We start from the raw sequence: 12,870 nt of genomic DNA, 5'->3' as shown, positions 1-12,870 counted from the left end.
CATGTCGGAACACGATAAGAAACTGAACGTCACACGCCGCGGACTGCTGGGTGCATCTGCAACCGGCGCCGTGTTGGCCGGGACCGGTCTGGGCAGCACCCTGATGACCGCGAAAGAGGCCAGCGCCGCCGCCAATGCCGCGCTGGAGCCCGGCGAGTTGGACGAATATTACGGCTTCTGGTCCTCGGGTCAGACCGGCGAGGTGCGTATCCTCGGCGTGCCGTCGATGCGCGAGTTGATGCGCATTCCGGTATTCAACCGCTGCTCGGCCACCGGCTGGGGCCAGACCAACGAGTCGCTGAAGATCCTGACCGAAGGGCTGCTGCCAGAGACCAAGCAGTACCTGGCCGCCAATGGCAAAGTCACCTACGACAATGGCGACCTGCACCACCCGCACATGTCCTTCACCGATGGCACCTATGATGGCCGCTATTTGTTCATGAATGACAAGGCCAACACACGCGTCGCGCGCATCCGCTGCGACGTGATGAAATGCGACAAGATCATCGAAATCCCGAACGCGCATGACATCCACGGTCTGCGTCCGCAGAAATACCCGCGTACCGGCTATATCTTCGCCAATGGCGAACACGAGGCACCGCTGGTCAATGATGGCGAGATCCTCGATGATCCGTCGCAATATGTGAACATCTTCACTGCCATCGACGGTGACACGATGGAGATCGCATGGCAGGTGATGGTGTCGGGCAACCTCGACAACACTGACTGCGACTATCAGGGCAAATACGCATTCTCGACCTCGTATAACTCGGAAATGGGTATGAACCTGGCCGAGATGACCGAGAATGAGCTGGACCACGTGGTCGTGTTCAACCTGAAAGGCATCGAAGACGCGATTGCTGCTGGCAACTATCAGGAGCTGAACGGCGTCAAGGTCGTGGACGGGCGCAAAGAGGCGGGCGGTAACCTGACCCGTTACATCCCGATCCCGAACTCGCCGCACGGAGTGAACGCAGCACCCGACAAGAAACACATCATGATCAACGGCAAGCTGTCCCCGACCGTATCCGTGATCGATGTGGAAAAGGTCGATGCGCTGTTTGCCGACAATGCCGATCCACGCTCGGCCATCGTGGCGGAACCGCAGCTGGGTCTGGGCCCGCTTCACACCGCGTTTGACGGCAAGGGCAACGCCTACACCACCCTGTTCCTGGACAGCCAGGTGGTGAAGTGGGACATCGCCAAGGCCATCGAAGCCTACGGTGGTGCGGATGTTGATCCGATCCTAGACAAAGTGGATGTGCATTATCAGCCGGGCCACAATTCGACCTCGATGGGCGAAACGGCTGAGGCTGATGGCAAGTGGCTGATTTCGATGAACAAGTTCTCGAAAGACCGCTTCCTGAACGTCGGACCACTGAAGCCGGAAAACGAGCAGTTGATCGATATCTCGGGTGATAAGATGAAGGTGGTCCATGACGGCCCGACCTTCGCGGAACCGCATGACTCGATCCTCGTGCACCGGTCCAAGGTGAACCCGGTCAATGTCTGGGATCGCAACGACCCGATGTGGGAAGAAGCGCGCCAGCAGGCTGCCGCCGATGGTGTGGACCTTGAAGAGGGCGCCGAGGAGCCAATCCGCGATGGCAACAAGGTGCGGGTCTACATGACCTCGACCGCGCCGGTGTTCAGCCTTGAGAAGTTCACCGTCAAACAGGGTGACGAGGTAACGTTGTATATCACCAACCTGGATGACGTGGATGACGTGACCCACGGGTTGTGCCTGTCGAACTTCGGCATCGCGATGGAGGTTGCGCCGCAGGCCACCGCCTCGGTCACCTTCATTGCCGACCGTCCGGGCGTGCACTGGTTCTATTGCCAGTGGTTCTGCCACGCGCTGCACATGGAGATGCGCGGCCGGATGTTCGTTGAGCCGCGGAGCGCGTAACCATGCGTTGGTCCCTGCTCATACCGCTCCTGCTCGGCTCGCCCCTTTGGGCGGCGGATTGGGATGTGCCCAACCGGGCAGGGGCCATCAACGAGATACTGGCGCAGGCGGCGGATGGGGACACCCTCCGCCTGAGCCCCGGCGTTTACACAGAAACGCTGGTTCTGGACCGGCCCGTCACGATTGACGGGCTGGGACAGGCCACCATCGACGGACAAGGCGAAGGCAGCGTCATCACCGTGACCGGGCCGGGTGTGACCGTGCGCGGTCTGACGGTGATCGGATCGGGCTCGGACCATGACGGGATCGACAGCGGCATCCAGTTGACCAAGACGGCCCATGCGCCGGTGGTCGAAGACAATGTGCTGCTGGGCAATCTCTATGGCATCGACATCCATGGGGCCAAGGACAGTATCGTCCGGCGAAACCGGATTGAAGGGCGGCAAGACCAGCGCATGAACGAGCGTGGCAATGGCGTCTATGTCTGGAACGCGCCGGGTGCGGTGGTTGAGGACAACGATATCCGCTATGGCCGCGACGGAATCTTTGTAAACTCGTCGAAGAAGAACACCTTCACCGGCAACCTGTTTAGCGATCTGCGTTTTGCCGTGCATTACATGTATGCCGACAATTCGGTGGTCAGCGACAACGTCTCGATCGGCAATGATCTGGGCTACGCGGTGATGTTCACGACCAATGTGACCGTGGCCAATAACGTCTCGATCGGCGACCGCGAACATGGCGTCATGCTGAACTATGCCAACAAAAGCACCATCACCGGAAACGTTGTGAAAGGTGCGAAAGAGAAATGCACCTTCCTCTATAACTCGAACAAGAACGAGTTCACCGATAACTGGTTTGAGGGATGCGGCATCGGCATCCACTTTACCGCTGGCAGCGAGCGCAACCGCATCGTTGGCAATTCATTCATCGGAAACCGGACGCAGGTGAAATATGTCTCGACCAAATGGGTCGAGTGGTCCGAAGACGGACGCGGCAACTACTGGTCCGATTTCGCCGCTTATGATGTGGATGGCAACGGCATTGCCGATGCCCCCTATCGCCCCAATGACAGTATGGACCATGTGCTGTGGACCCAACCCTCAGCCAAACTGCTGCTCGGCTCGCCTGCCGTGCAACTGGTGCGCTGGTCGCAATCGGCCTTCCCGGCGTTGTTGCCGGGGGGCGTGATGGACAGCAACCCATTGATGCAAGCCCCTGAACTCCCAGCTATGAAAAAGGTGCCTCATGACGGATAAGGCCCTGTCAATCGACCATGTTCTCAAGGACCGTGGAAAAAACCGCGTTCTTGACGATATCACCCTGTCTCTTGCCCCCGGTCAGCGCGTTGCGCTGTTGGGCCATAACGGTGCTGGCAAGTCGACGCTGATCAAATCTATCCTCGGCCTGACGCCGATCCATGGCGGAGCCATTCGGATCGGAGACGCCACCCCCGGTAGTGCTCAGGCGCGTCGCGAGACGGCCTATCTGCCCGAAGCGGTGTCATTTCATCCCGCCTTGACGGGGCGCGAGCAGTTGACCCTGTTTGCGCAGCTTTCAGGTGCAAAGGCCGACGTGCTTGGCCTGTTGGAGCGCGTTGGTCTCAGCGACGCATTGGACCGTCGGATCGGCACCTATTCCAAAGGCATGCGGCAACGTTTGGGTCTGGCGCAGGTGCTGCTGGGACAACCGAAAGTGGCTTTGCTGGATGAGCCGACAAGCGGGCTGGACCCGATCTCGCGGCAGGACCTTTATGCCATCATCGACGAGCTGGCTGCCCAAGGCACAGCCGTTCTAATCGCCAGCCATGCGCTGACCGAGGTCGAGGCCCGTACTGATCGCATCGCCATCATGCGCAAGGGTCGGATGGTCGCTGATGACACCCTGAACAATCTGTCGGCTCTGGCCGGTCTGCCGATCCGCCTGAAGGTGCGCGCCAGTGCCAATCCTGATGTGCTGGCCGCTGAACTGGGTGGCAACCGGATCAATGGGGCATCCGTTGAATTGCTCTGCGCACCCGAAGACAAGATGGAGGCGCTGCGCCGGATCGCCGGGTTGGGCGACGCGGTGGCGGATGTGGAAATGACGCCGCCCAAGCTGGAAGACCTCTATCGCCACTACGCACAGGAGGATTTGCAATGACCCGCTTCCTCGCCATCACCCGCACAGAAATGCTGATCCTGCGCCGCAACCGCTGGCTGCTGGTCGCCACGCTGATCATGGTTCTGTTCGCCTTGGCGCTGACCTTTGCGGGCAGCGCACCAACCGGCACTTTAGGCGTCGACATGCTGACCGTTTCGGTGGCCTCGATGACCACGCTGTCGGTCTACCTTGCGCCGCTGCTGGCGCTGATGATCGCCTTTGACGCCATCGCGGGCGATGTGGATCGCGGCAGCCTGTCGCTGCTGCTGTCCTACCCGGCAGGACGCGGAGAAATCCTGTTGGGCAAGTTCACCGCCCATCTGGCCGCATTGGCCTTCGCCATGACCATCGGTTTCGGCACCGCAGGCGCGGTGGCCGCCTTCTTTGGCGGCGCGGGTCCGGAAAGCCTGATGGCTCTGGTCCGCCTGATCCTCACATCTATCCTGCTGGGCGCCGTGTTTCTGGCGCTGGGATACCTGCTGTCCGCTTTGGCAAAGGGGGCCACGGCGGCGGCAGGTTTGTCGGCCGGGCTCTGGCTGGTTTTTGTCGTCCTCTATGATCTGGGCCTGTTGGGGGCCGTCGTCATGGACAAGGGCGGCACCTTCACCCAATCCGTCTTTCCGTGGGTGATGGTGGCCAACCCGGCCGACGCATTCCGTTTGTGGAACATCGCCGCAACCGAGGGCGTTGCGATAGCCTCGGGCATGACCGGAGCAGCGCAGGCCCTGCCGGTCTGGGCCGCGCCCGCCTCGCTGCTGATCTGGCCGGTGCTGGGCTTTGCCCTTGCGCGTCTCGCATTTCGGAGAGTTGAGCCATGAGATACCTTGCCCTGATCGCTCTGGTCGCGTTGACGGCCTGCAAAGAAGAGGTGGCCGAGGCCCCCGACCCGGTTGATCTCACCCCGGATGCGCTGAGTTATTTCTGCCAGATGAACATCGCGGAACACGGCGGGCCCAAAGGGCAGATCCATCTGGAAGGCTATCCCGCGCCTTTGTTCTTTGCGCAGGTGCGCGACATGCTGGCCTATCTGAAAAGCCCCGAACGTGATGCCAAGATCACCGCTGTCTATGTCAGTGACATGAGCGTCGCGCCCAGCTGGCGGCAACCGGGGATTTCCAACTGGATCGCAGCCGATGGTGCGACCTTTGTCGTCGGCGCCGATGTGGCCGGCGGCATGGGTGCGCGCGAAGTCGTGCCCTTTGGCGACCCCGCCGCGGCAGAGGCGTTCATTGCCGAATATGGCGGCGCTGCCCTGCCACTGTCTGATATTCCCGATGCCGAAGTGCTGGGCCCCGTCGATCTGGACCTCGCGCTGGAGACCCCCGCATGACCCTTCTGACCCGCCGCCGTTTCCTGGCCATCTCAGCCGCCTGCGCCGCCGTACCCGCCGCTGCTGGCAACGTCGCCCAATGGCGCGGTATTGCGCTGGGCGCACCCGCCAGCCTGAGGCTGGAAGGCTCGACGGACGCACAGGCCGCGCCGATCTTTGCTGCGGTCGAGGCAGAGCTGAATCGGCTGGAGGATATATTCAGCCTCTACCGGACGCACTCGCAGATCAGTCAGCTTAACCGGATCGGCCACCTGGTCACCCCGGCGCCTGAGCTGCTGGAGGTGCTGAGCCTGTGTTCCACGCTTCACGACGCTTCGCGCGGGGTGTTTGATCCGACGATCCAGCCCCTGTGGCTAGCGCTCGCGAGTGGCGCGGCGGGGTCGCAAGTGGAACGTGCACGCCAGACGATTGGTTGGGACAAGGTTCACGTAAGCGCCGGTGAGATCCGCCTGCCGCATCCCGGACGCTCGGCGATTACCCTGAACGGGATTGCTCAAGGTGCGATCACTGACCGGATTGCCGCTTTGATGCGATCCTTCGATCTGCGCGATGTGCTGGTGGATATGGGCGAAGTCGCCGCCCTTGGCCAGCGGAGCAATGGCGAGCCGTGGCGCGTCGGGCTGGCCAAGCCCGACGGTGCTGTCGCCAAACGGATCACACTGCAGGACCGCGCCGTCGCAACCTCGGCCCCCGAAGGCACCATGCTGCAGGGCGATCAGGGGCATATCCTGAACCCGAAAGGGTTGGGTGCGCCCTATCAGGCTGTATCAATCTCAGCCTCGCAGGCAGCATTGGCAGACGGGCTCTCAACCGCCCTATGCCTGACCCCACGTGCCAAAGCAAAAGCGCTGATATCGCGTTTTCCGGGCGCGCGTATCGAGATGAGTATCTGAGCGCGGGTAAGACTTGTCGTAAGAGGATGGTGCCTCAAGAGGGCATCTAATCCTTGTTTCAGGGTGTTTCACCATGCCCCAGATTTTTACTAAGTTGTTGTTTTTCAGTGATTTAACTGTACCACCGTGTTCCACTATGCCCCATCGTATACTATATATAGAGGGTGGATAGAGAGGTGGATGAGTGTCACGGCCATTAAACAAGCTCAGCGCATCGACGCTGAAGTCGGCACCGCCGGGGAAATACTCCGACGGCGGCGGGCTGTGGTTCCATCGGCGCGAGGATGGCGGGGCTCAATGGTTCTTGCGTGTCACAGTGCATGGTCGCAGGCGGGAGATGGGTTTGGGCTCATTCCCAGAGGTGTCGCTTAAGGAAGTTCGCCAGGAAGCCGAGAACTGGCGAGCTGTGGCTCGCAAAGGAACTGACCCAATCAAGGAGCGGGAACGCCTCAAACGGGAGGAAGCAAGCAAACTACATCTTCTGAAGGATGTTGCCCTAGACGCCTTCGAAAGCCGAAAGGCGGAGTTGAAAGGCGACGGTAAAGCAGGGCGCTGGTTTTCACCTTTGGAACTTCATGTGTTGCCAAAACTTGGCAAAGTCCCTGTTGTCGAACTGGATCAAAAGGACATCCGCGACACGCTTGCTCCTATCTGGCACGACAAAGCGGACACGGCACGAAAGGCCATGAACCGGTTGTCTATCGTGATGCGCCACGCGGCAGCACTTGGTTTGGATGTGGATCTACAAGCGACGGATAAAGCCAAGGCCCTATTGGGTAAGCAGCGCCACAAGGCAAAAAACATCCCCGCTATGCCTTGGAAGGATGTTCCTGCGTTCTATCAAAGTCTCGATGGTGGAACGACAACGGAGCTTGCTCTGCGTTTGCTGATACTCACCGCAGTTAGATCCTATCCGCTTCGTAACCTGCATCTGGATCAGATTGACGGCGATGTTTGGACCATCCCGGCAGCATCGATGAAGGGCCGCAGAGATGCGACACAGGATTTCCGAGTGCCACTATCAGCAGAGGCCCTTGCGGTTATCGAGCAAGCCAAACCGATGGCGCGAGATGGTATACTGTTCCCAGGTGTCCGGCGCGGCGTGATATCGGACATGACGATGGGGTCGTACATGAAACGGAGTGAACTGGTTGAGCGTCCACATGGGTTCAGGTCATCGTTTCGGGATTGGGTGGCAGAGACGCAGAACGTGCCATTTGAGGTTGCCGAAACTTGTCTCGGGCATGTTGTCGGTGGTTCTGTCGAGCGGTCGTACAAGCGGACGGATTTCTTGGAGCAGCGGCGAGCTCTCATGAAGAGATGGTCCCTTCTTTTGACTGGGTTTAGCGGCTAAGGAGGAGAAATGGTCAGTCCCGAATTGGAAACTCGCTTTGATGAGGCCACAATCCAAGTAGATGAGCTTTTCACAGAGCTCGTTCAGCAGAGCGGGCAAGGCTTAGGGGAGTTTTTGAACGTTTCGTACACCCATTTGATAATCTCGTTTATTCCGGGAATTCGCACGGTCCCTTCGGAGGGCGGTGGTGTGTATTACGAAGTCAATGAGGCAGCATCTGTTTTTCTCGGAGGTGCAGCGCAGAAGCTGCCTGAGGCGCTGGACGTTTTGAAATCCATTTGCGCAAGCAATGTGTTCGAAGGAGCAGAAATGCCACAAAGCCTTAGAATGAAAGCCCACATGCTCATTCTAGGCAAATTTCCTGGAGCAAAGCGCAGAGGACCACCGCTGTCTCAAGATTTCACTCAGAAATTTCTAATGCGCCAAATTGCACTCGACATAAGAGACTTCTTTGAATTGACACTCACGCGCCATGACGGCCCAACGACCCTGAGTGCTTGCGACGCAGTGTCAATGGTGGCGAATAAGCATGGGGTAGATGTGCAGTACAAAGCACTAGAGTCATGGTGCACGCATGCGAAGTTTAAAGGATTTCGGGAGCGTGCCGACGCAATATGGCATCACATAGTTGATGATTATTTGGTTAGTGTTGGCGCTTTGAAGAATTCTCCTTCCGGCTTGTCCGGACCATTTACTGAATTAGGGCGTATGCGAAAAACATAGCTTTCTACCAAATTTGGTGCACCACGAAGCAACACGGTGCACAGCTATGAAACTGCTTTCCTTCCAAGACCTGCAAGTCAAACTAGGTGGTCGCAGCCGGTCCAGCGTCTACCGCGATGTAGAACTGGGTCGTCTTCCTAAGCCAATCAAATTCGGTCTACGCGTTTATTGGAACGAAGACGATATCGACGCTGCAATCGAGAAACAGGTTGCTGCGTAGTCAAAACCCGCACCCAGGAACAGGGCGCGGGCGGCATGCAATTGCGGCTGGCAGGATAGTTGCGATTGTAACCGTTTCTCGCCCTTGGTGCAACAACCAAGGAGCAAAAAATGAGTACTGAGCAGAAACCAGACTTCGAACTCCCTCCGGCCAACGCGCTACGCGTTTACCGCTGGGCAGACCTTCCAAACCTGACGGCTCCGGCACTCTACCGGGTCACAGATCCGGGCCAGCAACCGCGCGAAATCTGCGCATCCAAGCACAAGCGCCAAGTCCTTGAGGGGCTGATGCGGTCGCCGCTCTACGCCGCCAGCTACTGTCGCCTGTCGGACCAGGTGCTACCTCTGCGCCGCGACGATGGTGTGAACATCGAATGCAAGATGTATCGTGGCGATGCAGACACCGGACGCCAAAAGTTCGGCATCTATGTTCTGGTATCGCAGGTCGAGTTGATTGAAACCGGCGAGGTGGCGGCATGAGAACCGTTGACCTGCAAGTATCTACTCTTCGCCGCAAGCACGGCCTCACTGAGGCTGCCGCTCGCATTGTCGCTGCATTGTATTTTAGGGAGGGCCGCTAATGGCCCTCATTACACAGATCCCCAAGAACAGTCGCGAGAAATACCGTGCCAGCCGGGATGAATTCCGGGGGCACGACCTCATCAATATTCGCGTCTACTTCATCTCAGAAGACGGAGACATGCGCCCCGGCAAACAGGGCGTGTCATTCCGGGCCTCATTGCTGCCGGAGTTCATAGACGCGCTCAGCAAGGCGGAGGCTGCGTAGATGGGGCGCGATAAGCGAAATGAGAAACGCGGCGAGCACTTCACAAAGCTTGTTCGTAACATGATGGAGGAGCCCGCTTGGCGGGCCCTCTCGTCAACCGCGCAGGCGCTGTATCCTTGGCTAAAGCTGGAATGGCGTGGCCCAGACAATAACAATAACGGCAGGATCAGTTTAAGTGTCCGGCAGGCGGCAGAGCGTCTTGGTGTAACGCGCAATACCGTCGCAAATGGTTTCCGCGAATTGCAGGCCAAGGGCTTCATCGCAGTAACCACGCCACCCAAACTTGGTGACAGTGGTGTAGCTACTTCCCCGCTGTTTGAACTCACCGAGTTATCCTTGCCTACCGCACAGGGCCACAGTGGCCGCAGGCTGTACAAGCAGTGGTCTGAAGGCGCGGATTTCCCGGTTGTGAAAGCCCCGATTCACAACCCCAATGGGACCAACGGAAAAGAAAAACCCCGTCATCAAAATCATGACAGCACCGTCTTAAATTTGTGCCGGGGACAGCAGAGGCGGCACAAAAATGATGACAGGGCGGCTCAAAAATTGTGCCGGAAACACCCCATTTCGGCGGGGCTCCCGGCTCAATATTGATGACATCCTTAATCTACCAGGGGGTCTGGGGGAAACGGACACCTTTTGCACCAACAATCCAACAAGCGAGGCATGAGCAATGACTGACGAAACCAAAGGCGACATCGTCCCCAAGAAAAGCGAGCCAAGCAAATCTGGGGTCAAATTCGAAGGCAGCAACAAAGAAGGTAACATTGTCGAGCTAACCAAGCACGACGGGCTAAGGGAAGTGTTCGGAACCGACTGCGATGAACTGGCTAGTGCTTTGATGGCTCATTGCCTGAAAGCACTGAACAACGCGGAATCTGGTAGCGCGGGTGAAATAAACGATGAGCGGGCGTTCATGATTTCCATCATCCACGACATCGCGCCACGAGATGCCGTTGAGAGAATGCTGGCAGTCCAGATGGCAGCCACACATGTCGCAACAATTCGGTCGGCCCGGTGGCTTGGTGCCACGGAGACAATCCCTCAAGCCCAACTCCACTACACGGGATTCAACAAACTCTCGCGTACATTCGCCGCCCAGGTTGAAACCCTTCGCAAGCACCGAAACGGCGGTAAACAGACGGTCACCGTTCAGCACGTGAACGTTGAAGACGGCGGACAAGCTATTGTTGGTAACGTCGAGACGGGGGGAGGCAAAAAATGAAAGATGCCACCAACCCCATGGAAAGGGCGCACGCAGCCCCACGATGCACTGCGAAGTCCAAACGCACGGGACTTCCCTGCAAAAACCCAGCGGTCAGCGGCTGGACTGTCTGCCGAATGCATGGCGCACGCGGTGGACATGGTTCTGGCAAAGCCAACCCGGCCTATAAGCACGGTATGCGCAGCCGTGAAGCTCAGGAGCTGAGGAAAGCCGTCAATGAGCATCTGCGTCTGGCTCGAGAACTAGAACAACTTCTAGATAGTGGCGGTTATCGGCAATAAGGCCCGTTGCGGCGGCGCGTCGTATCAAAGTGGAAATGCCCCTTATGATAGCGGTCAGAGTCTGGCCCAAGTACTGTACTGAATAAACCACAGGCACCTGCGTGAACTTCACGCAAAACAGCGCTTGTCGCATTGTTCGCCCAACCGTCGCCAACAGTAATTACAGTGCCGTCCATTAGTATGAAGGAAGATATGTCTATCGCATGTCCACGAGCATGTGCAGAAAGGCGAGCGCCAGGTTGATTGTTCTGTGTCTTGCATGCGTAGTGTCCGGACAAGCGCAATCCCTTCAGGCCACCTCTCAGATCCGCAAAAGCCGGTTTTGCTGTGTTCTCCAACCATGCCTTCAGCGTAATAGCTGTCTTGCAATCCAATAGCGCCAGTTGGCTGAGATAAACATCTGACACGATACGAATGCGCACAGGTTCGGCAATGCCGCACCCGCGACGTCTCCCTGAAAAAGGCTTGCGATTTTCTCCGATTATAGTCCAATCGCCGCAAACGGCTCCGCGTTCACGCATCATTTTGCGTCCGATTTCGAATTGGCGAAACTTGCATGGGCGCAATTGAGGTCTTGGAGAAATTGTCAAATCTCCTTCTGGAATGGCAGCAACGGTTTTTTCTACGGAGCCCACCTCCTGCTCTGTTGGTAGCTCGTACAACTCTGTTTCTCGTGGTTGACCGTACGTACGTTCCTGGCAATCCGGTGCCGCACTCGCAATACTTGCGTAAAAAACGAACAAAGGTACGAATACTCGCATCAGCAACCAAATTTCCTCTCAAGCCCGAACGATTGTCTTTCTGCCACTTTCTGGAGGCTGGCGGTATCGAGAAATCACATGCCCGAACTCTTTTGAGCTGCCATAACGTTCAATTGAACTCCCGCATCATGTGGCTTTCGATTTGATAAGCACTAAAGCCATGGCGATGAGGTGTACGACGCGCCAAACTCGTACCCCCTCATAGAAATCGCTAATCCCATCACGACGCGCCGCACCTGCTTGGTATCGGTGCAGCGTGTTTGAATTGTGTCTGAGATAAGAAAATAAGGGGTCTACGGGAATCCCCCAATTTCGGACAAGGCGCTAGCGGGGTAGATTGGGTTTAACGGAACAACACTACCACACCGTATACCCCCTCAAGAGAGAGGGGCTGGCTAAGACCCCCTCATCCAGCCCCTCACCACCTTCACTCTCAATCATTTGTGAGACGGTGGGTTCTTCCCCTACTCCCAGATTGGGAGGCCAGCTTAGTATACCACAAGTGGCCCGCCATATTCAGCCCACTATAAATGGGGGGTGTCGGCAGGCTCAGCCGTCGCTACCTGGCGCGTTAGATATTGAATTGCTGATGCATCAGAGAACCACATTGTCCCTGTGCAGTTGCCCTTAAAGTCTTAGCACCAGTTGCCAGTACACAATCCATCGCAAGCTTGTAGCCAGAGAATGCCGCAACCTCTTACAGTGGGATTACATCCGCCCGCGAGGCATTCTTGAATTGCACCACAATCGTTGTGTCGCCACATACAGGATCTTGATGACGAGCAAGTACAAGTGGGCAATGCATCTTCTTCTTGTTCAATGGTTGTGGTTTCGCACGCGTTATCGCCCAGTCTTTGTGTGTATTTCTGGAAAACGGAGTGATCCGGGAATACTCTTTCTGCAAGCGCTGACATACTGTCAATTTGTGCAATTACTGCCTGGTTCCTTTCTTGGTCGGAATAGCTCTCGGGCGAAAGGATATCACTCAGTTCTCGCAGTAATTTACATTGCGAACTATCCGATAATTCGGAAGCCCCTTCTAGCAGTCGGTCTTGCCACATGCTGAATTGGATGGCTGCGGGCAGACAATCGAATATCGCCTTTTGCTCGGATAAGCTAAGTGCCGATAGTCCGGCACGAAAAGAGGTGATGGGCGAAGAAGGGCTATGCATAGTGTTCCTCCAGTCTGATACTGATACATATCACACTTGAAAAAGTTCACCAAACGTTCCCCTAGTTTCGCTAT

General features: G+C 57.2%; 16 protein-coding genes. 14 read left to right on the top strand and 2 right to left on the bottom strand.

Annotation, left to right across the window (positions count from 1 at the left end; genetic code table 11):
- The first annotated feature begins 1 nt into the window (after nt 1).
- The 14 genes from nosZ (at nt 2) to ACR0AY_RS15685 (ending at nt 10,863) form a co-directional block, all read left to right on the top strand.
- Nucleotides 2-1,909, top strand: coding sequence for a TAT-dependent nitrous-oxide reductase (gene nosZ, locus ACR0AY_RS15750; protein ID WP_170514387.1), 1,908 nt, complete (start codon nt 2-4; stop codon nt 1,907-1,909).
- Between the two features lie 2 nt (nt 1,910-1,911).
- Entirely contained in the window at nt 1,912-3,168 is a 1,257-nt protein-coding gene (locus tag ACR0AY_RS15745) for a nitrous oxide reductase family maturation protein NosD (RefSeq protein WP_170514384.1), read from the top strand.
- Nucleotides 3,158-4,051, top strand: a complete 894-nt coding sequence (locus tag ACR0AY_RS15740; RefSeq protein WP_170408068.1) for an ABC transporter ATP-binding protein — start codon at nt 3,158-3,160, stop codon at nt 4,049-4,051. Before ACR0AY_RS15745 ends, ACR0AY_RS15740 begins: the two co-directional genes overlap by 11 nt.
- Nucleotides 4,048-4,869 carry an ABC transporter permease gene (locus ACR0AY_RS15735; protein ID WP_170408066.1) on the top strand — a complete coding sequence of 274 codons (822 nt, stop codon included), beginning with the start codon at nt 4,048-4,050 and terminating at the stop codon, nt 4,867-4,869. Before ACR0AY_RS15740 ends, ACR0AY_RS15735 begins: the two co-directional genes overlap by 4 nt.
- Nucleotides 4,866-5,381 carry a nitrous oxide reductase accessory protein NosL gene (locus ACR0AY_RS15730; protein ID WP_170425503.1) on the top strand — a complete coding sequence of 172 codons (516 nt, stop codon included), beginning with the start codon at nt 4,866-4,868 and terminating at the stop codon, nt 5,379-5,381. The genes ACR0AY_RS15735 and ACR0AY_RS15730 overlap by 4 nt, the downstream gene beginning before the upstream one ends.
- Nucleotides 5,378-6,274, top strand: a complete 897-nt coding sequence (locus ACR0AY_RS15725) for an FAD:protein FMN transferase (protein ID WP_170514379.1) — start codon at nt 5,378-5,380, stop codon at nt 6,272-6,274. The genes ACR0AY_RS15730 and ACR0AY_RS15725 overlap by 4 nt, the downstream gene beginning before the upstream one ends.
- A gap of 184 nt (nt 6,275-6,458) precedes the next feature.
- Nucleotides 6,459-7,628, top strand: coding sequence for an integrase arm-type DNA-binding domain-containing protein (locus ACR0AY_RS15720; RefSeq protein ID WP_170514377.1), 1,170 nt, complete (start codon nt 6,459-6,461; stop codon nt 7,626-7,628).
- Nucleotides 7,629-7,637: 9 nt separating this feature from the next.
- On the top strand, nt 7,638-8,351 hold the full coding sequence (locus tag ACR0AY_RS15715; RefSeq protein WP_170514374.1) for a hypothetical protein: 714 nt from the start codon (nt 7,638-7,640) through the stop codon (nt 8,349-8,351).
- A gap of 46 nt (nt 8,352-8,397) precedes the next feature.
- Nucleotides 8,398-8,571, top strand: coding sequence for an AlpA family phage regulatory protein (locus tag ACR0AY_RS15710; protein WP_170514371.1), 174 nt, complete (start codon nt 8,398-8,400; stop codon nt 8,569-8,571).
- A 110-nt stretch (nt 8,572-8,681) separates the two neighbouring features.
- Nucleotides 8,682-9,050 (top strand): hypothetical protein, encoded by a 369-nt coding sequence (locus ACR0AY_RS15705; protein ID WP_170514368.1) that lies wholly within the window; start codon nt 8,682-8,684, stop codon nt 9,048-9,050.
- Between the two features lie 100 nt (nt 9,051-9,150).
- Entirely contained in the window at nt 9,151-9,357 is a 207-nt protein-coding gene (locus tag ACR0AY_RS15700; RefSeq protein ID WP_170514365.1) for a transcriptional coactivator p15/PC4 family protein, read from the top strand.
- Nucleotides 9,358-9,951, top strand: a complete 594-nt coding sequence (locus tag ACR0AY_RS15695; RefSeq protein ID WP_480454387.1) for a hypothetical protein — start codon at nt 9,358-9,360, stop codon at nt 9,949-9,951.
- A 79-nt stretch (nt 9,952-10,030) separates the two neighbouring features.
- Nucleotides 10,031-10,582 (top strand): hypothetical protein, encoded by a 552-nt coding sequence (locus ACR0AY_RS15690; protein ID WP_170514359.1) that lies wholly within the window; start codon nt 10,031-10,033, stop codon nt 10,580-10,582.
- Nucleotides 10,579-10,863: an HGGxSTG domain-containing protein gene (locus ACR0AY_RS15685; protein ID WP_170514356.1), complete on the top strand. Its 285-nt coding sequence runs from the start codon at nt 10,579-10,581 to the stop codon at nt 10,861-10,863. The genes ACR0AY_RS15690 and ACR0AY_RS15685 overlap by 4 nt, the downstream gene beginning before the upstream one ends.
- Here ACR0AY_RS15685 and ACR0AY_RS15680 read toward each other — a convergent pair.
- Both ACR0AY_RS15680 and ACR0AY_RS15675 read right to left on the bottom strand, forming a co-directional pair.
- A complete protein-coding gene (locus ACR0AY_RS15680; protein WP_170514662.1) occupies nt 10,851-11,624 on the bottom strand; it encodes an extensin family protein in 774 nt (257 codons plus the stop codon). The genes ACR0AY_RS15685 and ACR0AY_RS15680 overlap by 13 nt on opposite strands.
- Nucleotides 11,625-12,259: 635 nt before the next feature.
- A complete protein-coding gene (locus tag ACR0AY_RS15675) occupies nt 12,260-12,796 on the bottom strand; it encodes a bacteriocin fulvocin C-related protein (protein ID WP_170514353.1) in 537 nt (178 codons plus the stop codon).
- Between the last annotated feature and the right edge of the window lie 74 nt (nt 12,797-12,870).

Source organism: Ruegeria sp. A5 (genome assembly GCF_056543005.1).
This window is presented reverse-complemented; position numbering and strand designations above follow the sequence as displayed.